A 24,916-nucleotide genomic window follows, 5' to 3' on the forward strand; every position below is an offset into this window, starting at 1 on the left:
CCCGACCGGCGGGCCCGCTGCACGGGATTCAGTGGTTCGGGCGGATCATCACGCTCAATCGCGGCGAATCCGGCGTCGGCCGCTGGACGTTGAAGGGCCGGTAGCCCCAGGACTCGTAGAGCCGCCGGACCTTGCCGTCGCCGGCGAGCGGGTTGACCATCAGGGTGACCCGGGTCTCGGTACGGGCCGCCAGCAGGGAGTCGTGGATCCGGCGGGCGGTGCCGGTGCCGCGCCAGGGGGAGCGGACGCCGATCTCCTTGAGGGCCACCACCGGGGTGCCGGTGAAGCCCTCGGGCAGCGGCTCGGCCATGCGCTTCCAGTACGGGTCCTCGGCGTCGACGGTGTTGCCGTAGGCGTATCCGACCGCGGTCCGGCCGTCGTGGCCGAGGACGAGTTCGAAGCCCGGCTCGGCGGCGTGCCGGTCGAGGCGTTCGAGGAACGCCGCGACGCCGTAGTTCGGCAGGTGCAGCAGCGGGGCCCGTACGTCGGTGTACACGTCCAGCAGGTCCTGCCGGGCCTCGGGCGTCAGGGTGGTGTGGTGGCGGAGCTCGACGGTCACGCGGGTGGTCCTCCGGGTGTCATGGGCGGCCCGGTCGCCGCCTGGGCACAGGAAGTCGTCCTGGCCGACTTCCTGTGTCCGGGGGTCAGGGCAGCGGGAGGACGTGGCGCAGGGCCTCGACGGCGTCGGGGGCGCCGTCGACGGTGAGGGTGGTCCGGGCGCCGCGGCCGTAGGTGAAGAGGACGAGTTCGGCGGGGTCGCCGGTGAGGTGGACGGTGGGGGCGCCGGCCGGGCCGACGGTGAGGGAGCGGCCGTCGGGGTGGGTGAGGGTGAGGCGGACGGGGGAGCGGCGACCCGCTTCGAGGCGGGCGATCATCGGGAGGCGGCGCCAGAGGGCTTCGGCGCGGCCGGGCGGGACGGGCTGCGGGGTCCAGTCGTCGGCCGCGCGCAGGACGTCCTCGGCGTGGACGAAGTACTCGACGGTGTTCGCGGCCTCGTCGGCGCCGGGGAGGGCGAACAGGGAGTAGACGGGCGGGCCGGCCCGGAAGAGCCGGACCAGGTCCTCGTACGGCCGGGCGGCGTACTCGTCCTGCACGCGCTGCGTCCGGCCGGCCAGGGCGCTGATCCGGATGCCGGCCGCCGCGTCGGGGCGGCGCTCGCGGATCACCAGGTGCGCGGCGAGGTCCCGGGTGGTCCACCCGGCGCACAGGGTGGGGGCGTCCGGCCCTGCGGCGGTGAGGAGTTCGGCGAGGCGGTGGCGTTCGGCGAGCGCGTGGTTCGACATGGTGGCAAGCCTAGGGCCAAAGCCTAGGGCCGGAGCCTAGGGCCGGAGCTGGCCGCTGAGTTTGGGGCCGCCCTGTTTGTTGCTCGCCGTGAGGGTGCAGGTGTAGTCGCGCCAGCCCTGCTGGTAGTTGACGAGGGCGGGGCCGAACTGGCGGCCGTAGTAGGTCCGGCCGTCGGTCTGCCTGGCCCTGGCGGCGGCTTCGGCCTCCTTGCAGCCGTCGTGCATGGCGAGGGCGATGGGGAGTTCGCCGGCCAGGTTGTCGGGGAGTTTCAGGTCGGCGATGACCTCGCCGTCGTGGTCGCCGGTGCAGGGGCGTTCCTCGGCCTTGGTGATCACCGGGCTGAGCTGGGGGTGGTCGAAGCAGGCGCCGACCGGGAAGAAGGCGTACGGCGGCTGCGGCCTGGTCGGGGTCGGTGTGGGGGTGGGGGTCGGCGTCGGGGTGGCCGTGGGGCTGGGCGGGGGCGGCGGCGCGGCGGCGGGCTCCTTGTCGTCCGGCCAGAGGACCGCGGTGGCCACCACCGCGAGGAGGACGACCAGCACGGCGGCGACCGTGAGGACCAGGCCGCGGGACGGGCGGGCCGCGGCTGCGGGCGGCTGCTCGGAGGTCATGGCCATGAGGATGGCCCACGGAGGGCCCGCCCGGCAGGCGGTTGGCCGAACTCGCCCCGTACGGCCGGCCCGTCGGCGCCGGAGATCGGAGGACCCCGCCGGGGCGGCCGGTCGGGCTGACACAATGGCCCCATGTCCACCACACCCGCCACTCCCGGCACGACCGCCCTCGCCCCCGAGATCGCCGCCCGGCTCAAGCGCACCGAGGACGGCCTGCTGCCGGCCATCGCGCAGCAGTACGACACGGGCGAGGTGCTGATGCTCGGCTGGATGGACGACGAGGCGCTGCACCGCACGCTCACCACCGGCCGCTGCACCTACTGGAGCCGCAGCCGCAGCGAGTACTGGGTGAAGGGCGACACCTCGGGCCACGTCCAGGCGGTCAAGTCGGTGGCACTGGACTGCGACGGAGACACCCTGCTGGTGAAGGTCGACCAGACCGGCGCGGCCTGCCACACCGGCGACCGCACCTGCTTCGACGCCGACGTGCTCCCGCTCTCCTGAGCCCAGCCCGCCCAATAGCGCAACAGCGCAACAGCGCAACAGCGCAACAGCCCAACAGTCCGAGAACCCGAGAACCCGAGAACTCAAGAAGGTGCCGCCCCGCATGGACCTCGAAGCCTTCCGCAAGCTCGCCGTCGACACCCGGGTCATCCCGGTCACCCGCAGGCTCCTCGCGGACGGCCTCACCCCGATCGGCCTCTACCGCAGCCTCGCCGAGGAGCGGCCCGGCACCTTCCTGCTGGAATCCGCCGAGCAGGGCCGCAGCTGGTCGCGCTACTCCTTCGTCGGGGTGCGCAGCGCCGCCACGCTCACCGTCGGCGAGGACGGCGACGCCCGCTGGCTGGGCACCCCGCCGGTCGGCATCCCCACCACCGGCGACCCGCTGCAGGTGCTGCGCGCCGCCCTGGAGGCGCTGCACACCCCGCGCCACCAGGACGACGGCCTGCCCCCGCTGACCGGCGGCCTGGTCGGCTACCTCGGCTACGACATCGTCCGCCGGCTGGAGAAGCTGCCCGACCTCAACCCGGACGACCTCAAGCTCCCCGAGCTGACCATGCTGCTGGCCACCGACCTCGCGGTCCTCGACCACGCCGACGGCACGGTGCTGCTGATCGCCAACGCCGTCAACCACAACGACCTGGACACCGGCGTGGACGAGGCCTACGCGGACGCGATGGGCCGCCTGGACGCGATGGAGGCCGACCTGGTCAAGCCGGTCGACCCGGGCCTGGCCACCTTCACCCCGGCCGGCACCGGCGAGGTGCACTCGCCCTTCGGCGGGGCGCCCTACCGGGCCGCGGTGGAGGAGATCAAGGAGCGGATCCGGGCCGGCGAGGCCTTCCAGGTGGTGCCCTCGCAGCGCTTCGAGGCGCCCTGCCCGGCCTCCGCGCTCGACGTCTACCGCGTTCTGCGCACCACCAACCCCAGCCCGTACATGTACCTGTTCCGCTTCCCCGGGCCGGACGGCACCGCCGAGGGCGGCTTCGACGTGGTCGGCTCCAGCCCGGAGGCGCTGGTCAAGGTCACCGACGGCGAGGCGATGCTGCACCCGATCGCCGGCACCCGGCACCGCGGCGCCACCCCGCACGAGGACGCGGCGCTGGCCGCCGAACTGCTGGCCGACCCCAAGGAGCGGGCCGAGCACCTGATGCTGGTGGACCTCGGCCGCAACGACCTGGGCCGGGTCTGCGAGCCGGGCAGCGTCGAGGTGGTCGACTTCATGCAGATCGAGCGCTACAGCCACGTGATGCACATCGTCTCCACCGTCACCGGCAAGGTCGCGCCCGGGCGGACCGCCTACGACGTGCTGACCGCCTGCTTCCCGGCCGGCACCCTCTCGGGTGCGCCCAAGCCGCGGGCGATGCGGATCATCGAGGAGCTGGAGCCCACCCGCCGCGGCCTGTACGGCGGCTGCGTCGGCTACCTGGACTTCGCCGGGGACTCCGACACCGCGATCGCGATCCGTACCGCGGTGCTGCGCGACGGTACGGCGTACGTGCAGGCCGGCGCGGGCGTGGTCGCCGACTCGGACCCGCACGGCGAGGACACCGAGTGCCGCAACAAGGCGGCCGCCGTGCTGCGGGCCGTTGCCACGGCCAATACGCTGCGGAGGCCGGAACTGTCCTGAGGTAGCTGTCCTGAGGGAGGCGGCCGGATGCCCGAGGTGCCGTACGACGAACTGCGCTGGGAGACCGTGCTGAGCGTCGCCGGGCAGCTGGCCGAGCAGCCGGCCGGCCACGGGCGGGTGCTGTCCGGGGTGGCGGTCGAGTTCCCGACGGCGCCCGGCGGCCTCGCCCCGGACCTGGCGGTGCTCGCCCCGGACGCGGTTCGGGGCGAGCGGGGCCGGTTCGGGGCGGACGCGGTCGAGGCGGTGCTGGAGGTGGCCCGCCCGGGGCTGGCGGAGGCCGGGCGGGCGTACGCGCAGGGCGGTGTGCCGCTGTACGTGGTGGTCGACCCGGTGGCAGCGGTCTGCACCGTGCACACCGCGCCGGCCCCCGAGGGGGTGTACCGGGAGGCCGAGCGGGTGCCGTTCGGCAACGACCTGTTCCTGCCGTTGGGCGGGCGGACGGTGGTGCTGCGGACGGATCCCTTTCCCGGGCCGTTCCCCACCCCGGGTACGGACTGAGGTGTCGGGCGGGGGATAGTGGACCGGTGAGCGCTGACCAGACCCCTGCCCCCGCCGCCCCCAGCCGTCGCACCCTCGGCGTGATGCTGCTGCTGACCGTGCTGAGCGCCCTGCTGGTGCTGACCGCGGCCGGGCGGACCTGGGCCGAGGGCCGGGCGGGCACCCTGGACGTCTCCGTCAGCGGCGGCAAGATCTCCGAACTGCCGGGCGGGCTGGCGCTGGTGGGCCTCGCCGCGGCCGTGGCGGTGTTCGCGGTGCGCGGCGCCGGCCGGCTGGCGGTCGGCGCGCTGACCCTGCTGGCCGGGCTCGGCGCGGCCGCCGCCTCGGCCGCCGGCGCGGGCGACACCGCGGCCCTGGACGCCGAGGCCGCCCGCAAGCTCGCCCTGAGCGGTTCGGCGGCCACCGAGGTCTCGCACACCGGCTGGCCCTGGGTCGCCCTGGTCGGCGGCCTGCTGCTGGCCCTCGCCGGACTGCTCACCCTGCGCTACGGCCGCGGCTGGCCGGCCATGGGCAGCCGCTACGAGGCGCCGACCCGCAAGACCCCGGCGAGGACCGAGACGCCGGGCGACCTCTGGAAGGCCCTGGACCGCGGCGAGGACCCGACGGCCTAGCAGTCCGGCTGCGGAACTCCGGAAGGCCCCGGCGGCAGGTGTGACGCGATAGACCCGCCACCCGCTTTGGGGCGCGGGTGTGTGGCCCGGCACAATGGGATCCGTCAACCCGCCGGCGGCCCCGCAGGCCCGGCCGGGCCCCGAGAGCCAAGGAGCACCACTCAGATGGCAGCAGCAGCACACGGCCACACCCCCGCCGCCTGGACCGGCGTCGTCATCTCCTTCGTCGGTTTCGGCATCGCCGGTGTCGCGATGATCCTGCCGTCGGTGCTGCTGGTCTGGGCCGGCCTGGCGGTCGTGGTGCTCGGCGGCGTCGTCGGCAAGGCCATGTCGATGGCCGGCATGGGCAAGCAGCCGAGCAGCAACGTCTACAAGTCGGCCGACGAGCAGGTCGCGGCCCGCGAGGCCCGCGCCGCCGTCGCCGCCTGACGCCTTTCGCACAGACGCCTTTCGCACAACCGAACGGCGGGCGCGCCGCGCCCGCCGTTTCGTCGTTCCCGGCCCCCGGCGCGGGCAGAATTCGGGGCGTGAACGCCGCCCCCACCGCCTCCGCCCCGCCGCCCGTGCTGCGCCGGCTGGGCCCGCCGCTGGCCGCGCTGGCGGCGGCGGCCGTCCCCGCCGCGTACGTCGCCGTGGTGGACCCGAACGCCCCCGGGCACTACCCGGACTGCCCCTTCCTGACCGCCACCGGCTGGTGGTGCCCCGGCTGCGGGGGGCTGCGCTGCGTGCACGCGCTGGCCCACGGGGACCTCTCGGGCGCCCTGCACGACAACGCCGTCGCCGTCCTGCTGTTCGGCGTGCTGGCGGTGCTCTGGCTGCGCTGGGCCTGGGCCGCGCTGACCTGCGGGCCGCCACCCGGGACCACCGTCGGGGGCCGGCGCTGGGTGCTGATCGCGCTGCTGGTGCTGGTGTTCACCGTGGTGCGAAATTCGCCGGTCGGAGCGGGTCTGGCGCCGTCGGCGCTCTGAGCGGCCTTCTGCCCGGCGACGGGTGGAGAAGCGGTGAAACCGCAGCTGGGGGCGGCCGGAGCGGGCGTCCGCTCCGCGAGACGCCCGCCGGGCCGATGAGCCCCGTACCCCCGGGTGCCGATACCATCGAAGAGCCGGCGGGCTCCTGCCCGCCCGGCTCTCGCTGGCCAACTGGCAACTGGCAGGAAAGATGGGGGCTCCTGAGTGAGTGTGCTCGACTCGATCATCGAAGGGGTCCGCGAGGACCTCGCCGAGCGGCAGGCCCGGGTCTCCCTGGACGAGCTGAAGGAGCTCGCCGCGAAGGCTCCGGAGGCCAAGGACGGCGTCGCCGCCCTCAAGGGCGACGGGGTCCGGGTGATCTGCGAGGTGAAGCGCTCCAGCCCGTCCAAGGGCGCCCTGGCCGCGATCGCCGACCCGGCCTCCCTGGCGCGCGACTACGCGGCCGGCGGTGCCGCCGCGATCAGCGTGCTGACGGAGCAGCGCCGCTTCGGCGGGTCGCTGGCCGACCTGGACGCCGTGCGCGCCGCGGTGGACACCCCGCTGCTGCGCAAGGACTTCATCGTCACCGCCTACCAGCTGTGGGAGGCGCGCGCCCACGGCGCGGACCTCGCGCTGCTGATCGTCGCGGCCCTCGACCAGCCGGCCCTGGTGTCGCTGATCGAGCGCGCCGAGTCGATCGGCCTCACCCCGCTGGTCGAGGTGCACGACGAGGATGAGATCAAGCGCGCGGTGGACGCCGGGGCGCGGATCATCGGCGTCAACGCCCGCAACCTGAAGACCCTCGAAGTGGATCGCAACACCTTCGAGAACGTGGCCCACGCCATTCCGGACGGCATCGTCAAGATCGCCGAGTCCGGGGTGCGCGGCCCGCTGGACGTCATCAACTACGCCAACCTGGGCGCCGACGCGGTGCTGGTCGGCGAGTCCCTGGTGACCGGCAAGGACCCGCGCGCCGCGGTCGCCGACCTGGTCGCCGCCGGGACCCACCCCGCCGTCCGGCACAAGGACTGACACCACCAGATGAAGATCGCCACCCGACTCGCCCCCGGTTGCCGCCCGCGCGGCTGCCGCGCGCCCGCACGCCGGGTGCTGGGGCGGCGGGTGCGGTACGTGATCGGCTGTGAGCCCGGGCAGGTGCCGGGACGGCGATGGCGCGTGACGCGCGGCTGAGGCCCTTTCGGGGCCCGGCCGATCAGACGTCATCGTCGTCCGACTCCCCAAGGAAAACCACATGTCCGAGAAGGACTACCTGCCCGGCGCCCAGGTGCCGGACGCGCGCGGATACTTCGGCGCGTACGGCGGCCGCTTCATCCCCGAGGCGCTGGTCGCCGCGGTCGAGCAGGTCGCCGAGGAGTACGAGAAGGCCAAGACCGACCCGGCCTTCGTCGCCGAGCTCGACGCGCTGCTCAAGGACTACACCGGGCGCCCCAGCCCGCTGACCGACGTGCACCGCTTCTCCGCCGAGGCGGGCGGCGCGCGCATCCTGCTCAAGCGCGAGGACCTCAACCACACCGGCTCGCACAAGATCAACAACGTGCTGGGCCAGGCGCTGCTCACCAAGCGGATGGGCAAGACCCGGATCATCGCCGAGACCGGCGCCGGGCAGCACGGGGTCGCCACCGCGACCGCATGCGCGCTGTTCGGCTTCGACTGCACCATCTACATGGGCGAGGTCGACACCCAGCGCCAGGCGCTGAACGTCGCCCGGATGCGGATGCTCGGCGCCGAGGTGATCGCCGTCAAGTCCGGCAGCCGGACGCTGAAGGACGCCATCAACGAGGCGTTCCGGGACTGGGTCGCCAACGTCGACTCCACCCACTACCTGTTCGGCACCGTCGCCGGGCCGCACCCGTTCCCGATGATGGTCCGCGACTTCCACCGGGTCATCGGCGTCGAGGCGCGGCAGCAGGTGCTCGACCGGACCGGGCGGCTGCCCGACGCGGTCGTGGCCTGCGTGGGCGGCGGCTCCAACGCGATGGGCATCTTCCACGAGTTCATCCCGGACGCCGGGGTGCGGCTGATCGGCTGCGAGGCGGCCGGCGAGGGCGCCGAGACGCCCAAGCACGCGGCGACGCTGACCAAGGGCGACCCGGGGGTGCTGCACGGCTCCCGGACGTACGTCCTGCAGGACGAGGACGGGCAGACCATCGAGTCGCACTCGATCTCGGCCGGGCTCGACTACCCGGGCGTCGGCCCGGAGCACGCCTGGCTGAAGGACACCGGGCGGGCCGAGTACCGGCCGGTGACGGACGACGCCGCGATGCAGGCGCTGCGGCTGCTCTCCCGCACCGAGGGCATCATCCCGGCCATCGAGAGCGCCCACGCGCTCGCCGGCGCCCTGGAGCTGGGGCGCGAGCTCGGGCCGGAGGCGACCATCCTGGTGTCCCTGTCGGGGCGCGGGGACAAGGACATGCACACCGCGGCCGAGTACTTCGGGTTGTACGACGAGCCGGGGGCGGGTTCCGCCGGCGGCTCCGGTTCCGCCGGTGCCGGTTCGGCCGGTTCCGAGCAGGGGGGCAAGTGATCATGGCGTCGAAGCTGAGTAGTGTCCTGGCCGCCGCCAAGGCGGAGGACCGTGCCGCGCTGATCGGCTACCTGCCGGCCGGGTTCCCGACCGTCGAGGGCGGCATCCGGGCGGTCGACGCGCTCATCGAGGGCGGCTGCGACGTGGTCGAGGTCGGCCTGCCGCACTCCGACCCGGTCCTCGACGGCGCCGTCATCCAGACCGCCGACGACATCGCGCTGCGCGGCGGCGTGCGGATCAAGGACGTGCTGCGCACCGTCCAGGAGGTCGCCTCGGCGCACCCCGGGGCGGCGGTGCTCGTGATGACCTACTGGAACCCGGTCGACCGCTACGGCGTGGCGCGCTTCGCCGCCGACCTGGCGGCCGCGGGCGGGGCCGGCTGCATCCTGCCGGACCTGCCGGTGGAGGAGTCCGAAGAGTGGCGCAAGGCGGCGGACGAGCACGGGCTGGACACCGTGTTCGTGGTCGCCCCCAGCAGCAAGGACGCGCGGCTGGCCGAGGTCACGGCGGCGGGCAGCGGATTCGTGTACGCGGCCGCGGTGATGGGCGTGACCGGCACCCGGTCTGCGGTCGGCTCGCTCGCCGAGGACCTGGTCGCCCGCACCCGGGCCACCACGGACCTGCCGGTCTGTGTCGGGCTCGGGGTCTCGAACGCGGAGCAGGCGGCCGAGGTCGCCCGGTTCGCGGACGGGGTGATCGTGGGCTCGGCGTTCGTGAAGCGGATCCTGGACGCGGGTGAGGACGAGGCGGCGGCGCTGGACGCCGTGCGGGCCCTGGCCGGGGAGCTGGCGCAGGGCGTGCGCAGGCGCTGAAGCGGCTCGACCGGGCGACGGCCCGTCACTCCTGCGGGAGTGGCGGGCCGTCGGCGTTCCGGGGGCGGGGCCCCGAACGGGTGAACAGTTGCGGGGACACGCATCAGCCGGGGTTGACCGGCGTTGAGTGGAGGGACGAGTGCACGAACGACGTGTACAGGGGTCGCCGAGCGAGCGAAGGGGTGAGCCGGTGAGGGGTTTCCAGCGGGCCGTTCTGCTGCGGGCGGCGGCTGCTGCGCTCGCTCTCGGGGCCGCGGTCGGGGCGCACGCGCAGGTGGGGCAGGCGCTGGCCAAGCGGGCCGCGGAGCGGGCCGAGCGGGAGGCGGTGGCCTGTGCGGAGGCGGCCCGTTGGGATGCCGCCGAGCGGGCCGGGGGCGGGCGGGAGGACTTCTTCGAGCTGGGGCGGCAGTTCGGGTGCCGCTAGGGCCTGTCCGGCGGACCCAGGAATCCGACAGGTCCTGGCGTTCGACGGATTCGGACAGAAGGTCAGGTAGCGTCACTCTTCCGGCTTAATTCCTGAATGCGGAGGAACCACCCTTCATCCCTTACGGTTCATCAGGACGTGAACGCGTTTCCCGAGGGGGGTTCCCTGATGGCCGGGCCGGCAGTGCAGCCCTGGAGCGAGTGGGTCGGCACGGCCGTTCGGCTCAGCCTCGCGGTGGTGTGGGGCTGGGCCGGGCTGGCGAAGATCTCCGACCCGGCGGAGGCCGCCCAGGCCGTCCGCGCCTACGAGATCCTGCCCGAGGGCCTGGTCAAGCCGATCGGCTACGGCCTGCCCTTCCTGGAGCTGGCGCTCGCACTGCTGCTGGTGCTCGGGCTCGGGGTCCGGCTGGTCGCCGGGGTCTCGGCCCTGCTGCTGCTCGTCTTCATCGCGGGGATCGCCTCGGCCTGGGCGCGCGGCATCTCGATCGACTGCGGCTGCTTCGGCGGCGGCGGGCACGTCGACGAGTCCCAGACGAAGTACCTGCAGGAGATCCTGCGCGACACCGGGTTCCTGTTGCTGGCCGGGTGGCTGCTGTGGCGGCCGCGCACCCGGCTCTCGATGGACGGCTGGCTGGCGAACTGACCCCCCTCCACCGCACCGCCGTCCCCTCCGCCGCACGTCCGTCCCCTCCGCCGTATCCCCGTCCCCCGCACCCGACGAAGGCCCCCGACCGTGGATGTCAAGGCAATGAGCGAGAAGAACCGAGAAGGCAAGCGCACCGCCCGCGAGCGGATGCTGGAGCAGCGGGCCGCCGAGGAGGCCTCCTCGCGGAAGAAGAAGAAGCTGATCGTGGGCGGCGCCGTGCTCGCGGTGATCGCCGCCGCCGTCATCGCCGGCGTCGTGGTGCAGAACCAGCGCTCCAAGCCGGAGACCCCGACCGCGGCCCCGGCCGGGACCATCGGGGACAAGAACCTGGTCATCCCGGTCGGCGCCGGCAACGCGCCCTCCGTCCTGACGGTCTACGAGGACCCGCGCTGCCCGGCCTGCGGCGCCTTCGAGCGGGAGTTCTCGGCGACCGTCGACCAGCTGGAGGACGCCGGCAAGATCTACACCAACTACCACATCGTGTCGTTCATCGACCGGGCTGTGGGCGGCAAGGGCTCCAAGACCGGCGCCAACGCGCTGGCCTGCGCCCAGGACGCCGGGCACTTCCGGGACTTCCACGACGTGCTCTACCGCAACCAGCCGGAGGAGACCAACGACGCCTTCGGCAACAAGGCCGTGCTGCTCAACCTGTCGAAGCAGGTCGAGGGCCTGGACACGCCCGAGTTCCAGGCCTGCGTCAACGACAACAAGTTCGGCGGGTGGGTCTCCTCGGTGCAGCAGGACTTCGACAAGTCCAGCTACAAGTCGACCCCGACCGTGCTGCTCAACGGCCAGCCGATCTACCCGAAGAACGGCAACGAGGAGATCACCCCGGCGAACCTGGCGAAGTGGGTGGACGCCGCGAACCAGGGCAAGCAGCTGGGCACGGCGGGCTCGCACGGGCAGACCCCGGCGCCGACCAGCGCGGCCTCGGAGGCCAACAACCCCTCGCCGACCGCCGGCTGAGCCCCCGACCCGGCCGCCGCGCCCTTCCCGTCCGGAGGGGGCGGCGGCCGCCGTTGTTCGGTTTCTGTGACCCCGGGGGTGCCCGACCGGGCCCGCGGACCCTGTAGCGTCGGAACTGCCATGGATATCGCCTACATTCCCAGCCCGTCGCGGGGCGTCCTGTACCTCGGACCCGTCCCGCTGCGCGCCTACGCCTTCTGCATCATCCTCGGTGTCGTCGTCGCCGTCTGGCTCGGCAGCAAGCGCTGGGTCGCCCGGGGCGGTGCCAAGCACACGGTCGGCGACATCGCCGTGTGGGCCGTGCCGTTCGGCCTGCTCGGTGGCCGGCTGTACCACGTGATCACCGACCACCAGCTGTACTTCGGCGAGGGGAAGAACCCCTGGAACGCCTTCAAGATCTGGGAGGGCGGCCTCGGCATCTGGGGCGCGATCGCGCTGGGCGCGGTCGGAGCCTGGATCGGCGCCCGCCGCCGGGGCGTGCCGCTGCCCGCGTACGCCGACGCCATCGCGCCGGGCATCGCGCTCGCGCAGGCGCTGGGCCGCTGGGGCAACTACTTCAACCAGGAGCTGTACGGCCGGGCGACCACCCTGCCGTGGGGCCTGGAGATCGACAAGACGCTGCCCAACGGCGAGGTCGTGAAGGGCGTCTACCACCCGACCTTCCTGTACGAGTCGATCTGGTGCGTGCTCGTCGCCCTGCTGGTGATCTGGGCGGACCGCCGGTTCAAGCTGGGCCACGGCCGGGCCTTCGCGCTGTACGTGGCCGCGTACACGGTGGGCCGGTTCTGGACCGAGTGGCTGCGGATCGACGAGGCGCACGTCTACTTCGGCCTGCGGCTGAACGACTGGACGTCGATCGTGGTGTTCCTGGGCGCCGTGGCGTACCTGGTGATCGTCGGGAAGAAGCGGCCCGGCCGGGAGGACCCGGCGAGCATCGACCCGGCCGCGCACGCCGAGGAGGACGGCGGCGAGCTGGACGGCGGCGAGGAGAAGGCCGCCGGGCTGCAGGACGGGAAGCCGTCTCGGTCCGTGGACGCCGGCGCGCTCGCCCGGAAGGCCGGCGAGAAGGCCGGCGAGGACGCCAAGAACCCGATCTGACCTGGGACTTCCCCCGGCCGAGGCCACCCTTCGCAGCGCTTGCGAAGGGTGGCCTCAGTGGTGTTCGGACAGCCTTACTTTGCTGGAAATGCCCAGGTCAAGGGGGCTACGTTCAGGGCGGACGAACGACGACGGAGGGGAAGAGACGATGACTGCGACCACCCTGGAACACGAGGCCGGACACCACCCGCGGATACCCGCGGCCGACCACCACCGGGACGTCAACGGCGGCTGGCTGCGCCCGGCCGTCTTCGGCGCGGTGGACGGCCTGGTGTCCAACTTCGCGCTGATGACCGGTGTGGTCGGCGGCGCGGTGTCCAACGGCACGGTGATCCTGACCGGGCTGGCGGGCCTGGCGGCCGGCGCCTGCTCGATGGCGGCGGGGGAGTACACCTCGGTGGCCTCGCAGCGGGAGCTGGTGCAGGCCGAGATCGAGGTCGAGCGGCTGGAGCTGAGCCGCAACCCGCACGGCGAGCTGGCCGAGCTGGCCCAGCTGTACGTCTCGCGCGGGGTCGACCCGGAGCTCGCGCACGAGGTGGCCCGGCAGCTGTCCGCCGACCCGGAGCTGGCCCTGGAGGTGCACGCCCGCGAGGAGCTGGGCGTCGACCCCACCGACCTGCCCTCGCCGCTGGTGGCGGCCGTCTCCTCGTTCCTGTGCTTCGCACTGGGCGCGCTGCTGCCGCTGCTGCCGTACCTGCTGGGCGCGACCACGCTGCTGCCCGCGCTGGTGCTGTCGGCGGCCGGGCTGTTCCTGTGCGGTGCGGTGGTGGCCCGGGTGACGGCGCGCAGCTGGTGGTTCAGCGGACTGCGGCAGCTGGTGCTCGGCGGGGCGGCGGCCGGGGTGACGTACCTGCTCGGCAGCCTCATCGGCGGGCATGTGGGATGACCCAGAAGTCTGCATGATTATGCTGGGCAATGCGTGACGTTTCACACATGGGCGTCGCGTATCGCCTGGCCTAGTCTCATCATCCGGGCCCCGGCGCCGCGGTTTCGCATCCGCGGACGGGCTCCCGGAATGGAATCGCAGGCGGCCATGATCGGCTTGTGTGGCGGCCCGGTTTCGCCCCTGTTTCGGGCCGCGGACCGTTGGGCACAATCGTCAGGACGTGCACTGTGGCACGTCCCTCCCCCCACACCCCCTGACCTGCGACTCGTCCCGCCATGTGGACGGGATATTCCGCTTCTCGGGATCCTGGGCATCATGTAACTTGCACGACACCGCACCATCGCATCAGGGCCAACGTCGTCCCTACTTGCACCAACTTGCCGAAAGACGACGACGGGAGAGCCGATGCTGTCTGCATCCATGCACTCCGCCAACGAGCCCCAGGCCGGCGCCCCCCGCCCGCCCTACGCGCTCGTGCCGGATGCGCGACCTGCTGCTCAGGGCCTGTACGACCCGCGAAACGAGCACGACGCCTGTGGCGTCGGTTTCGTCGCCACGCTGACCGGCATCGCCGACCACACCATCGTCGAGCAGGCGCTGACCGTCCTGCGCAACCTGGAGCACCGCGGCGCCACCGGCGCCGAACCCGACTCCGGCGACGGCGCCGGCATCCTCACCCAGATCCCGGACGCCTTCCTGCGCGGGAAGGTCGACTTCGAACTCCCGGCCGCGGGCTCCTACGCCGTCGGCATCGCCTTCCTGCCGGACGCGGACGAGGCCGACGCGGCCGCCGTCGCGCAGATCGAGGCCATCGCGGCCGAGGAGGACCTGACCGTCCTCGGCTGGCGCGACGTCCCCGTCACCCCCGACCTGCTCGGCGCCACCGCCCGCTCGGTGATGCCGCGCTTCCGCCAGCTCTTCCTCGCCGGCGGCGGCAAGGCCGGCATCGAGCTGGACCGCACCGCCTTCGTGGTCCGCAAGCGGGCCGAGCGCGAGGCCGGGGTCTACTTCCCGTCGCTGTCCGCGCGCACCATCGTCTACAAGGGCATGCTGACCACCGGCCAGCTGGAGCCCTTCTTCCCCGACCTGTCGGACCGCAGCTACGCCTCCGCGATCGGCCTGGTGCACTCCCGGTTCTCCACCAACACCTTCCCGAGCTGGCCGCTCGCCCACCCGTACCGCTTCGTCGCGCACAACGGCGAGATCAACACCGTCAAGGGCAACCGCAACTGGATGCGGGCCCGGGAGTCGCAGCTCGCCACGGACCTCATTCCGGCCAACAAGAACGGGCAGGGCCTGAGCCGGATCTTCCCGGTGTGCACCCCGGACCACTCCGACTCGGCGTCCTTCGACGAGGTCCTGGAACTGCTCCACCTCGGCGGCCGCTCGCTCCCGCACTCGGTGCTGATGATGATCCCGGAGGCCTGGGAGAACCACGCCACCATGGACCCGGCCCGCCGCGCCTTCTACCAGTACCACTCCAACCTGATGGAGCCCTGGGACGGCCCGGCCTGCGTCACCTTCACCGACGGCACCCAGATCGGCGCCGTGCTCGACCGCAACGGCCTGCGCCCCGCCCGCTACTGGATCACCGAGGACGGCCTGGTCGTCCTCTCCTCCGAGGTCGGCGTGCTCGACATCGACCAGGAGAAGGTCACCAAGAAGGGCCGCCTGCAGCCCGGCCGGATGTTCCTGATCGACACCGCCGAGGGCCGCATCGTCGAGGACGAGGAGATCAAGTCCGCCCTCGCCGCCGAGCACCCCTACGCGGAGTGGGTCGCCGCCGGCCAGATCCAGCTCGCCAAGCTGCCCGAGCGCGAGCACATCTGGCACACCCACGCCTCCGTCACCCGCCGCCAGCAGACCTTCGGCTACACCGAGGAGGAACTGCGCGTCATTCTCGCGCCGATGGCCCGCACCGGCGGCGAAGCGCTCGGCTCGATGGGCACCGACTCGCCGATCGCCGCGCTCAGCGAGAAGCCGCGCCTGCTGTTCGACTACTTCGTGCAGCTCTTCGCGCAGGTCACCAACCCGCCGCTGGACGCCATCCGCGAGGAGCTCGTCACCTCGCTGCTCTCCAACCTCGGCCCCGAGGGCAACCTGCTGGCCGCCGAGGCCTCCGCCTGCCGCACCGTCGGCATCACCTTCCCGGTGATCGACAACGACGAGCTGGCCAAGCTCGTCCACATCAACGCCGACGGCGACCAGCCCGGCCTCAAGGCCGTCACGCTCTCCGGCCTCTACAAGGTCGCCACCGGCGGCGCGGGCCTGGCCTCCCGGCTGGCCGAGATCGCCGCCGAGGCCGACGCCGCGATCGCCGACGGCGCCCGGATCATCGTGCTCTCCGACCGGCACTCCGACGCCGAGCACGCCCCGATCCCCTCGCTGCTGCTCACCTCCGCGATCCACCACCACCTCATCCGCACCAAGCAGCGCACCCAGGTGTCGCTGCTGGTCGAGGCGGGCGACGTCCGCGAGGTGCACCACGTCGCGCTGCTGATCGGCTACGGCGCCGGCGCGGTCAACCCGTACCTGGCCATGGAGTCGGTCGAGGACCTGGTCGCCCAGGGAGTCTTCATCGAGGGCGTCGAGCCCGAGAAGGCCATCAAGAACCTGATCAAGGCGCTCGGCAAGGGCGTGCTCAAGGTCATGTCCAAGATGGGCATCTCCACCGTCGCCTCCTACCGCGGCGCCCAGGTCTTCGAGGCCATCGGCCTCTCGCAGGACCTCGTCGACGGCTACTTCGCCGGCACCACCACCAAGCTCGGCGGCATCGGCCTGGAGGAGATCGCCAAGGAGACCGCCGCCCGGCACGCCAAGGCGTACCCGGCCTCCGGCATCCCCGCCGCGCACCGCGCGCTGGAGATCGGCGGCGAGTACCAGTGGCGCCGCGAGGGCGAGCCGCACCTGTTCGACCCGGACACCGTCTTCCGGCTGCAGCACTCCACCCGCAACCGCCGTTACGACATCTTCAAGCAGTACACGGACCGGGTGAACGAGCAGTCCGAGCGCCTGATGACGCTGCGCGGCCTCTTCCGGCTCGACGGCCTCGACCGCGCGCCGATCCCGGTCGAGGAGGTCGAGCCGGTCTCCGAGATCGTCAAGCGCTTCTCCACCGGCGCCATGTCCTACGGCTCCATCTCCCGCGAGGCGCACGAGACCCTGGCCATCGCGATGAACCGCCTCGGCGGCAAGTCCAACACCGGCGAGGGCGGCGAGGACCCGGACCGCCTGTACGACCCGGAGCGCCGCTCGGCGATCAAGCAGGTCGCCTCCGGCCGCTTCGGCGTCACCTCCGAGTACCTGGTCAACGCCGACGACATCCAGATCAAGATGGCCCAGGGCGCCAAGCCCGGCGAGGGCGGCCAGCTGCCCGGCCACAAGGTCTACCCGTGGGTCGCCAAGACCCGGCACTCCACCCCGGGCGTCGGCCTGATCTCGCCGCCGCCGCACCACGACATCTACTCCATCGAGGACCTGGCCCAGCTGATCCACGACCTCAAGAACGCCAACCCGGCGGCCCGCATCCACGTGAAGCTGGTCTCCGAGGTCGGCGTCGGCACGGTCGCGGCGGGCGTCTCCAAGGCGCACGCCGACGTGGTGCTGGTCTCCGGACACGACGGCGGCACCGGCGCCTCCCCGCTCACCTCGCTGAAGCACGCCGGCGGCCCCTGGGAGCTCGGCCTCGCCGAGACCCAGCAGACCCTGCTGCTCAACGGGCTGCGCGACCGCATCGTCGTCCAGACCGACGGCCAGCTCAAGACCGGCCGCGACGTCGTCATCGCCGCCCTGCTCGGCGCCGAGGAGTTCGGCTTCGCCACCGCCCCGCTGGTCGTCTCCGGCTGCATCATGATGCGCGTCTGCCACCTGGACACCTGCCCGGTCGGCGTCGCCACCCAGAACCCGGTGCTGCGCGAGCGGTTCTCCGGCAAGCCCGAATTCGTCGTCAACTTCTTCGAGTTCATCGCCGAGGAGGTCCGGGAGATCCTGGCCTCGCTGGGCTTCCGCTCGATCGAGGAGGCCGTCGGCCACGCCGAGCACATCAACGCCCAGGCCGCGATCGACCACTGGAAGGCCGCCGGGCTCGACCTCGCCCCGCTCTTCCACGTGCCCGCGCTGCCGGAGGGCGCCGCCCGGCACTGCACCACCACCCAGGACCACGCGCTCGACAAGGCCCTGGACAACCAGCTGATCGAACTCGCCGAGGACGCCCTGGAGCGCGGCGAGACCGTGCGGATCCAGCTGCCGATCCGCAACGTCAACCGCACCGTCGGCACCATGCTCGGCCACCAGGTGACCAAGCGGTACCGCGGCGACGGCCTGCCGGAAGGGACCATCGACGTCACCTTCACCGGCTCCGCCGGCCAGTCCTTCGGCGCCTTCCTGCCCCGCGGCGTGACCCTGCGCCTGGAGGGCGACGCCAACGACTACGTCGGCAAGGGCCTCTCCGGCGGAGTCGTCGTCGTCCGCCCGGCCCGCGAGGCCGCGGCCATCGGCAACGGCGCACAGCACCACGTCATCGCCGGCAACACCATCGGCTACGGCGCCACCTCCGGCCGGATCCACCTGCGCGGCAAGGCCGGCGAGCGCTTCGCCGTCCGCAACTCCGGCGCCACCCTGGTCGTCGAAGGCGTCGGCGACCACGGCCTGGAGTACATGACCGGCGGCCGGGTCGTCATCCTCGGCGAGACCGGACGCAACCTCGCGGCCGGCATGTCCGGCGGCATCGCGTACGTCCTGGACCTGCGCCCCGCCAACGTCAACGACGGCCTGGTGGGCATCGAGGCCCCCACCGCCGCCGACCGCGACTGGCTGCGCGAGACCGTGCAGCAGCACTACGAGGAGACCGGCTCCACCGTCGCCGCCGAACTCCTGGCCGACTGGGGCAGCGGAGTCTCCCGCTTCTCCAAGATCATGCCGACCGACTACAAGGCAGTGCTCGCCGCCAAGGACGCCGCTGAGCGCGATGGCCTCTCCGAGGCCGAGACCACTCGCAAGATGATGGAGGCGGCACATGGCTGACCCCAAGGGCTTCCTGACCACCGGCAAGCAGCTGGCCGAGCGCCGGCCCGTCGACGTCCGTCTGCGGGACTGGAACGAGGTCTACGTCGAACGCAGCCTCCTGCCGATCATCACCAAGCAGGCCGGCCGCTGCATGGACTGCGGCATCCCGTTCTGCCACAACGGCTGCCCGCTCGGTAACCTCATCCCCGAGTGGAACGACCTCGCCTACCGGGACGACTTCGTCGGCGCCATCGAGCGCCTGCACGCCACCAACAACTTCCCGGAGTTCACCGGGCGGCTGTGCCCGGCGCCGTGCGAGTCCGCCTGCGTCCTCGGCATCAACCAGGACGCGGTGACCATCAAGAACGTCGAGGTCACCATCATCGACAAGGCCTGGGACCGCGGCGGCGTCACCCCGCAGATCCCGGAGCGGCTGTCCGGCAAGACCGTCGCCGTCGTCGGCTCCGGCCCGGCCGGCCTCGCCGCCGCCCAGCAGCTCACCCGCGCCGGACACACCGTCGTGGTGTACGAGCGGGCCGACCGCATCGGCGGACTGCTGCGCTACGGCATCCCCGAGTTCAAGATGGAGAAGCGCCACATCAACCGCCGCATCGAGCAGATGCGCGCGGAGGGCACCCGCTTCCGCACCGGCGTCCACGTCGGCGAGGACATCACCGGCCAGCAGCTGCGCGAGCGCTTCGACGCCGTCGTCGTCGCCGCCGGCGCCACCACCGCCCGCGACCTGCCGGTGCCCGGGCGCGAGCTCAAGGGCATCCACCAGGCCATGGAGTACCTGCCGCTGGCCAACAAGGTGCAGGAGGGCGACTTCGTCGAGTCCCCGATCAGCGCCAAGGGCAAGCACGTCGTGGTCATCGGCGGCGGCGACACCGGCGCCGACTGCGTCGGCACCGCCCACCGCCAGGGCGCGGCCTCCGTCACCCAGCTGGAGATCATGCCCCGGCCCGGCGACGAGCGGCCCGGTCACCAGCCGTGGCCGACCATGCCGATGACGTACAAGGTCACCTCCGCCCACGAGGAGGGCGGCGAGCGGATCTACTCCGTCAACACCACCCACTTCACCGGCGACGAGGACGGCAACGTCCGGGAACTCCACCTCGTCGAGGTGGAATTCAAGGACGGCCGCTTCGAGCCCGTCCCCGGCACCGAACGGGCCATCCCCGCCCAGCTCGTCACCCTCGCCATGGGCTTCACCGGCACGGACGTGAAGAACGGGCTGGTCGAGCAGCTGGGAGCCGACCTCGACGCGCGGGGTAACATTGCCCGGGACGGCCGGTTCGCCACCAATGTCGATGGCGTGTACGTCTGCGGAGACGCCGGCCGAGGCCAGTCGCTGATCGTCTGGGCCATCGCGGAAGGCCGCTCGGCCGCCGCCGCGGTGGACAAGTACCTGGGCGGCAAGACCCCGCTTCCCGCCCCGATCCGACCCACGGACCGCCCCCTGGTGGTCTGACGGTCCGACCGGCCCCCGAACCCCCGGCGCCGCATCGCCGGGAGCTCAACCCGCTGCCCCCGCCAGCGTCGCCGGGCCAACGCGGTCTCCTGGCGCCTGCCCTCTTCCCCGACCAGTTGGAGGGCGGGCGCCGTCGCGTTCCCCGGGGCAGGAACGCTTTCCGGGACGCGGACGGCTCCGGGTTCTCCGGGCGTGCGCTCCGGGTTCTCCGGGCGTGCGGCCCCGGAATCGCCGTTCGCATGCCGAGCGATGGCTCACAGCGGACGCCCAGGCTTCTCACAGCGGCCGGAATGCCACCCGGAACGGGCTGTTGTTCGTCGGTGCCAGGTGGCAGACTGCCGCCGACGGCCGGGGGGCTGCGCTAGTGCGGAGGTTGACTTCGATGGGCACGACTCAGGCAGGCGGAGGCGCCACGATACGGCGCCTGCTGCTCGGCAGCCAGCTGCGCAAACTCCGCGAGGCCCGAGGCGTCAGCCGGGAAGAAGCCGGATACTCGATCCGCGCCTCCGAATCCAAGATCAGCCGGATGGAACTCGGCCGGGTCGGCTTCAAGGAACGCGACGTCGCCGACCTGCTCACCCTCTACGGCGTCGAAGCCGAACCGGAACGCGCCACCGTCCTCGGACTCGTCCGCGAAGCCAACGCCAGCTCCTGGTGGCACGAGTACGGCGACGTCCTGCCCGGCTGGTTCCAGAACTACCTCGGCCTCGAAGAAGCCGCCACCGAGATCCACAGCTACGAGGTCCAGTTCGTTCACGGCCTGCTGCAGACCGCCGACTACGCCCGCGCCGTCGTCACCGCCGGCTGCCACGACCACGGCGCCGAGGAGATCGAACGCCGGGTCGACGTCCGGCTCAAGCGCCAGAGCGTGCTCACCGGCGACCAGGCACCACAGCTCGTCGCCGTCCTGGACGAGGCCGCGCTGCGCCGCCCCTGGGGCGGACCCGAGCTGATGCGCGGCCAGCTGGACCGGCTGCTCGAACTCGGCGAACTGCCCAACGTCCGACTCCAGGTGCTGCCGCTCGGCAACGCCGGACTCAGCGCCGAGAGCGGCGCGTTCACCGTCCTGGGCTTCGCCGAGCCCGAACTGTCCGACGTCGTCTACCTGGAACAGTTCACCACCGCGCTCTACCTCGACAAACCCGCCGAGGTCGCCGAGTACCGGCACGCCATGGACGACCTGCTCGCCGACAGCCTCGACCCGCAGAACACGCGGGAGTTGCTGCAAGCGGCGCGCCAGGAGCTCTGATTCATCAGTACGATGATCCCCCATCAGGTCGGCGCACACGTGTCGGTGCATGAGAGGGAACAGATGTCGTACTTCTCCGAGTTGGCGCTGCAGTACATCGACGGCGAATGGTGCAGCGGCAGCGGCTCCTGGGACATCGTCGACGTCGACCCCTACACCGGCGAGAAGCTCGCCACCATCACCGTCGCCACCGTCGCCGAGGTCGACCGCGCCTACCGCGCCGCCGAACACGCCCAGAAGGCCTGGGCCGCCACCAACCCCTACCAGCGGCGACTGGTCTTCGAGCGCGCACTGCGCCTGTTCGAGGAGCGCGAGCCGGAGATCGTCGCCGCGATCATGGCCGAACTCGGCGGTACCGCCCTCAAGGCGGGCTTCGAACTCTCACTGGTCAAGGACATGCTGCGGGAGTGCCTGCACCTGTCGGTGGCCGCCGAGGGCCGGCTGCTGCCCTCCACCGCGCCCGGCAAGGAGAACCGGCTCTACCGGCTGCCGGTCGGTGTCGTCGGCGTGATCAGCCCGTTCAACTTCCCGCTGTTCCTCGCGCTCAAGGCCGTCGCCCCGGCTCTCGCCCTCGGCAACGGCGTCGTCCTCAAGCCCCACCAGGAGACCCCGGTCGTCGGCGGCGGACTGATCGCCAAGATCTTCGAGGACGCGGGCCTGCCGCCCGGCCTGCTCAACGTCGTGATCACCGACATCGCCGAGATCGGCGACAGCTTCATCGAGCACCCGGTGCCCAAGGTGATCTCCTTCACCGGCTCCGACAAGGTCGGCCGGCACGTCGGCACCGTCGCCGCCGCGCACTTCAAGCGGTCCGTCCTCGAACTCGGCGGCAACAGCGCCCTGATCGTGCTCGACGACGCCGACCTCGACTACGCCGTGGACGCGGCCGTGTTCAGCCGCTTCGTCCACCAGGGCCAGGTCTGCATGTCCGCCAACCGCGTCCTGGTCGATCGCAGCGTCGAAGCCGAGTTCACCGAGAAGTTCGTCGCCAAGGTCGCCTCGCTCACCGTCGGCGACCCGAAGGACCCGGCCACCCACATCGGCCCGCTGATCAACTCCGTCCAGGCCGACGCCCTCTCCACCCAGATCGACCAGGCGGTCGCCGCCGGCGCCACCGCCCTGCTGCGCGGCGCCACCACGGGGAGCCTGATGGCGCCGACCATCCTGACCGGCCTCGCCGAGGACGCGCCGATCCTGCAGCGCGAACTGTTCGGCCCGGTCGTGCTGCTGGTGCCCTTCGACGGCGAGGAGGAGGCCGTACGGATCGCCAACGACACGCCGTTCGGGCTCAGCGGCGCGGTCCACACCGCCGACATCGAGCGCGGCGTGCGGTTCGCGCAGCGGATCGAGACCGGCATGATCCACGTCAACGGCGGGACCATCGCGGACGAGCCCGCCGTGCCGTTCGGCGGGGAGAGGAACTCCGGCGTCGGGCGGCTGGGCGGGGAAGCCACGGTGGACGCCTTCACCACGCTGAAGTGGATCTCGGTGCAGCACGGGCGGGCGGTGTTCCCGTTCTGATCCCGGGTGCCTAGGCGGCGCGGGGCGCTCACGCGGCGCGGGCCTCCCGGCGGTAGCCGCCGGGGGCCTGGCCGAACTCCCGCTTGAACGCCTTCGCGAAGGCGTACTCCGAGCCGTAGCCGGTCTGCGCCGCCACCGAGGTCAACGGCGCCTCCGACTCGCGCAGCAGCCGGGCCGCCGTGGTCATCCGCCAACGGGTCAGGTACGCCATCGGCGGCTCGCCCACCATCGAGGTGAACCGGCGGGCGAACGCGGCCCGGGACAGCCCCGCCCGGTCCGCCAGCGCCTCCACCGTCCACGGCGTGGACGGCGCCTCGTGGATCGCCGCCAGAGCCGGGGCCACGGCGGCGTCCCGCAGCGCCGCCGCCCAGCCGGCGGCCGTCGCGGCGGGCTGGTCCTCGAACCAGGCCCGCAGGATGTACAGCAGCAGCGAGTCGATCAGGGCCGGCACGATCCCGGCCGAGCCGATCCGCGGATTCTCCAGCTCGGTGCCCAACAGCTGGACGGCCGCCGCCAGTTCGGGGTGGCGGCCGTGCCGGGTCGGCAGATGGATCAGGGCCGGCAGCTGGCGCACCATCGGGTGCGGGCGGCCCTGGTCCAGGTGGTAGTTGCCGCACAGCAGACTGGTGCGGGCGCCCTCGCCGCCCAGTGAGAGGGTGCCGATCGGCGAGCCGTCGTGCACCCGGCAGGCGTGCGAGTCCACCGGCGGGGTGTCCGGATGGTCGGCCAGGACGTGACCGCCGCCGTCCCGCAGGAAGACGACGTCGCCCGGACTGAGCGCCACCGGCTCGTGCGACTGCGCGCCGTCCCTGCCGCCGAGGGGGAGCAGCCAGCAGGTGCCGTACAGCACCACGTGGAAGCCGGCGCCGAGCACCGGGGGAAGGCGCAGGGCCCAGGGTGCTCGGCCCTCGGTGCGGACGGAGGACGGGTACGCCGTCCGCATCGAGCCCAGTGCCTCGGTCAGGATGTCCAACGCCCGTCCCCCTTCGGTGTCTTGCACGCCGTTGCTCATTCGACCGGGTTCATTCGACCGGTTCAGTCGACGGTGAGCACGACCTTGCCCTGGACCGTACCGGAGGCCACCAGTTCGTGCGCCCGGCCGGCCTCGGCCAGCGGGAAGGCCTGCGCGACGTGCGGGCGGATCCGGCCCTCGTCCACCAGCGCGGCGATCGCCTCCAGCGAGGCGTAGTCGGGCTCGACGGAGATGCCCGCGAAGCGGCGGCCCGCGGCCTCGATCGCGGCGGCCAGCTCCCGGTCGTGGTGCTCCATGACGCTCACCAGCACGCCGCCGGGCTTCAGCACCTCCAGGGCGCGGGTGTTCTCGGAGGAGGAGTCGAAGACGACGTCGACGTCCCGGACGGCCCGGGTGTAGTCGGTGGTGCGGTAGTCGATGACCTCGTCCGCGCCGAGCTCCTTCAGGAAGGCGTGCTTGGGCTCGCTCGCCAGCGCGATCACGTACGCGCCGCGGGCCTTGGCGATCTGCACGGCGAAGTGGCCGACGCCGCCCGCCGCGCGGTGCACCAGCACCCGCTGTCCCTCGCCGATCCGCGCCGCGTCCACCAGGCCCTGCCAGGCGGTCAGCGCGGCCAGCGGCAGGGCGGCGGCCGCCGCGTGGTCGATCGAGGCGGGCTTGCGGGCCAGCTGGCGCGAGGGCGCCGCCACGTACTCGGCGTAGGCGTTCGCGGCGCGCGGGAAGAACGGCATCCCGTACACCTCCTCGCCCACCCGGTACCGCGCCCCGGGCGCGGCCTCCTCGACCACCCCGGAGACGTCCCAGCCGAGCGTGAACGGCGGCTCGCCCAGCAGCGGGAACCAGCCCGCCCGCACCGCCACGTCCACCGGGTTCACCCCAGCGGCCTTCACCCGCACCAGCACCTCGCCGCTCAGCAGCTCGGGGCGCGCCACCTCGGCGACCTCCAGCACCTCGGGCCCGCCGACCTCCCGCTGCACCACCGCACGCATCGCACTCACTCCCTGTCAGCTCGCTCAACCCCGGCCCCCGGTGGGGCCGTTCGCTCTGCGATCAACGATAGGGACGGCGGGCGAGCCGATGAATATCCTCCAGTCTCTGCCAGATGTCCGATCGTCTCGCCCGGGGGCCGAGTTGGTCAGGCCGGGTAGTGGAGCAGGGTGTCGGTGGCGGGTTCGGAGTCGAAGGGGGCGGGAATCGGGACGGTCGCCGAAGTTTCCGCTCCACCGTGCCGCCGGAGACCTCG

Annotated in this window: 24 protein-coding genes; 19 read left to right on the plus strand and 5 right to left on the minus strand. The window is 72.5% G+C overall.

The genetic code is table 11. The features are described from left to right. Nucleotides 1-28 precede the first annotated feature (28 nt). The 3 genes from BX285_RS14360 to BX285_RS36830 form a co-directional block, all read right to left on the minus strand. Nucleotides 29-559 (minus strand): GNAT family N-acetyltransferase, encoded by a 531-nt coding sequence (locus tag BX285_RS14360; RefSeq protein ID WP_121175331.1) that lies wholly within the window; start codon nt 557-559, stop codon nt 29-31. An 85-nt stretch (nt 560-644) separates the two neighbouring features. Next, nucleotides 645-1,283: a TIGR03085 family metal-binding protein gene (locus BX285_RS14365; RefSeq protein ID WP_097238332.1), complete on the minus strand. Its 639-nt coding sequence runs from the start codon at nt 1,281-1,283 to the stop codon at nt 645-647. A gap of 36 nt (nt 1,284-1,319) precedes the next feature. Next, on the minus strand, nt 1,320-1,892 hold the full coding sequence (locus BX285_RS36830) for a hypothetical protein (protein ID WP_147465159.1): 573 nt from the start codon (nt 1,890-1,892) through the stop codon (nt 1,320-1,322). 132 nt (nt 1,893-2,024) lie between these two features. On the opposite strand from BX285_RS36830, the gene hisI reads away from it, so the two are divergent. The 19 genes from hisI to BX285_RS14460 all read left to right on the plus strand — a co-directional run bounded on the left by hisI (nt 2,025) and on the right by BX285_RS14460 (nt 22,700). Next, nucleotides 2,025-2,396: a phosphoribosyl-AMP cyclohydrolase gene (gene hisI / locus BX285_RS14375; RefSeq protein WP_097238334.1), complete on the plus strand. Its 372-nt coding sequence runs from the start codon at nt 2,025-2,027 to the stop codon at nt 2,394-2,396. 103 nt (nt 2,397-2,499) lie between these two features. Next, nucleotides 2,500-4,023, plus strand: a complete 1,524-nt coding sequence (locus BX285_RS14380) for an anthranilate synthase component I (protein WP_097238335.1) — start codon at nt 2,500-2,502, stop codon at nt 4,021-4,023. Nucleotides 4,024-4,050: 27 nt separating this feature from the next. Then, nucleotides 4,051-4,521 (plus strand): Uma2 family endonuclease, encoded by a 471-nt coding sequence (locus BX285_RS14385; RefSeq protein ID WP_097238336.1) that lies wholly within the window; start codon nt 4,051-4,053, stop codon nt 4,519-4,521. Nucleotides 4,522-4,547: 26 nt separating this feature from the next. Further along, the gene (locus BX285_RS14390; protein WP_259470529.1) at nt 4,548-5,132 is read left to right on the plus strand and encodes a TIGR02234 family membrane protein; all 585 of its coding nucleotides are present in this window, start codon (nt 4,548-4,550) and stop codon (nt 5,130-5,132) included. A 165-nt stretch (nt 5,133-5,297) separates the two neighbouring features. Next, on the plus strand, nt 5,298-5,561 hold the full coding sequence (locus BX285_RS14395) for an HGxxPAAW family protein (protein WP_097238337.1): 264 nt from the start codon (nt 5,298-5,300) through the stop codon (nt 5,559-5,561). Nucleotides 5,562-5,659: 98 nt separating this feature from the next. Beyond that, on the plus strand, nt 5,660-6,100 hold the full coding sequence (locus tag BX285_RS14400) for a DUF2752 domain-containing protein (RefSeq protein WP_097238338.1): 441 nt from the start codon (nt 5,660-5,662) through the stop codon (nt 6,098-6,100). A gap of 204 nt (nt 6,101-6,304) precedes the next feature. Beyond that, entirely contained in the window at nt 6,305-7,111 is an 807-nt protein-coding gene (gene trpC / locus BX285_RS14405; protein WP_097238339.1) for an indole-3-glycerol phosphate synthase TrpC, read from the plus strand. Between the two features lie 9 nt (nt 7,112-7,120). Then, the gene (gene trpM / locus BX285_RS39460) at nt 7,121-7,270 is read left to right on the plus strand and encodes a tryptophan biosynthesis modulator TrpM (RefSeq protein WP_373560517.1); all 150 of its coding nucleotides are present in this window, start codon (nt 7,121-7,123) and stop codon (nt 7,268-7,270) included. 61 nt (nt 7,271-7,331) lie between these two features. Then, nucleotides 7,332-8,624, plus strand: a complete 1,293-nt coding sequence (gene trpB, locus BX285_RS14410; protein ID WP_097238340.1) for a tryptophan synthase subunit beta — start codon at nt 7,332-7,334, stop codon at nt 8,622-8,624. 2 nt (nt 8,625-8,626) lie between these two features. Next, entirely contained in the window at nt 8,627-9,436 is an 810-nt protein-coding gene (trpA, locus tag BX285_RS14415) for a tryptophan synthase subunit alpha (RefSeq protein ID WP_097240310.1), read from the plus strand. A 190-nt stretch (nt 9,437-9,626) separates the two neighbouring features. Next, nucleotides 9,627-9,860, plus strand: a complete 234-nt coding sequence (locus BX285_RS14420) for a hypothetical protein (protein WP_121175333.1) — start codon at nt 9,627-9,629, stop codon at nt 9,858-9,860. A gap of 168 nt (nt 9,861-10,028) precedes the next feature. After that, nucleotides 10,029-10,502 carry a MauE/DoxX family redox-associated membrane protein gene (locus BX285_RS14425; RefSeq protein ID WP_097238341.1) on the plus strand — a complete coding sequence of 158 codons (474 nt, stop codon included), beginning with the start codon at nt 10,029-10,031 and terminating at the stop codon, nt 10,500-10,502. A gap of 105 nt (nt 10,503-10,607) precedes the next feature. Continuing rightward, nucleotides 10,608-11,471 (plus strand): thioredoxin domain-containing protein, encoded by an 864-nt coding sequence (locus tag BX285_RS14430; RefSeq protein ID WP_097238342.1) that lies wholly within the window; start codon nt 10,608-10,610, stop codon nt 11,469-11,471. Between the two features lie 120 nt (nt 11,472-11,591). Then, entirely contained in the window at nt 11,592-12,569 is a 978-nt protein-coding gene (gene lgt, locus BX285_RS14435; RefSeq protein ID WP_097238343.1) for a prolipoprotein diacylglyceryl transferase, read from the plus strand. 148 nt (nt 12,570-12,717) lie between these two features. Next, nucleotides 12,718-13,455 carry a VIT1/CCC1 transporter family protein gene (locus BX285_RS14440; protein WP_097238344.1) on the plus strand — a complete coding sequence of 246 codons (738 nt, stop codon included), beginning with the start codon at nt 12,718-12,720 and terminating at the stop codon, nt 13,453-13,455. A 405-nt stretch (nt 13,456-13,860) separates the two neighbouring features. Next, complete coding sequence (gene gltB, locus BX285_RS14445) at nt 13,861-18,477, plus strand: glutamate synthase large subunit (RefSeq protein WP_398900285.1); 4,617 nt, start codon at nt 13,861-13,863, stop codon at nt 18,475-18,477. Beyond that, nucleotides 18,470-19,930 (plus strand): glutamate synthase subunit beta, encoded by a 1,461-nt coding sequence (locus BX285_RS14450; RefSeq protein WP_121175335.1) that lies wholly within the window; start codon nt 18,470-18,472, stop codon nt 19,928-19,930. Before gltB ends, BX285_RS14450 begins: the two co-directional genes overlap by 8 nt. A 382-nt stretch (nt 19,931-20,312) precedes the next feature. Next, the gene (locus BX285_RS14455; RefSeq protein ID WP_121175336.1) at nt 20,313-21,179 is read left to right on the plus strand and encodes a helix-turn-helix transcriptional regulator; all 867 of its coding nucleotides are present in this window, start codon (nt 20,313-20,315) and stop codon (nt 21,177-21,179) included. A 63-nt stretch (nt 21,180-21,242) separates the two neighbouring features. Then, nucleotides 21,243-22,700: an aldehyde dehydrogenase family protein gene (locus BX285_RS14460; protein ID WP_121175337.1), complete on the plus strand. Its 1,458-nt coding sequence runs from the start codon at nt 21,243-21,245 to the stop codon at nt 22,698-22,700. Between the two features lie 28 nt (nt 22,701-22,728). Here the strand turns inward: BX285_RS14460 and BX285_RS14465 are convergent, their stop codons facing one another. Both BX285_RS14465 and BX285_RS14470 read right to left on the minus strand, forming a co-directional pair. Further along, entirely contained in the window at nt 22,729-23,700 is a 972-nt protein-coding gene (locus BX285_RS14465) for an AraC family transcriptional regulator (RefSeq protein WP_306458885.1), read from the minus strand. Nucleotides 23,701-23,735: 35 nt separating this feature from the next. Then, complete coding sequence (locus BX285_RS14470; RefSeq protein WP_097238350.1) at nt 23,736-24,662, minus strand: NADP-dependent oxidoreductase; 927 nt, start codon at nt 24,660-24,662, stop codon at nt 23,736-23,738. Nucleotides 24,663-24,916: the final 254 nt, after the last annotated feature.

The organism is Streptomyces sp. 1114.5 (genome assembly GCF_003635085.1).
Taxonomy (GTDB): domain Bacteria; phylum Actinomycetota; class Actinomycetes; order Streptomycetales; family Streptomycetaceae; genus Kitasatospora.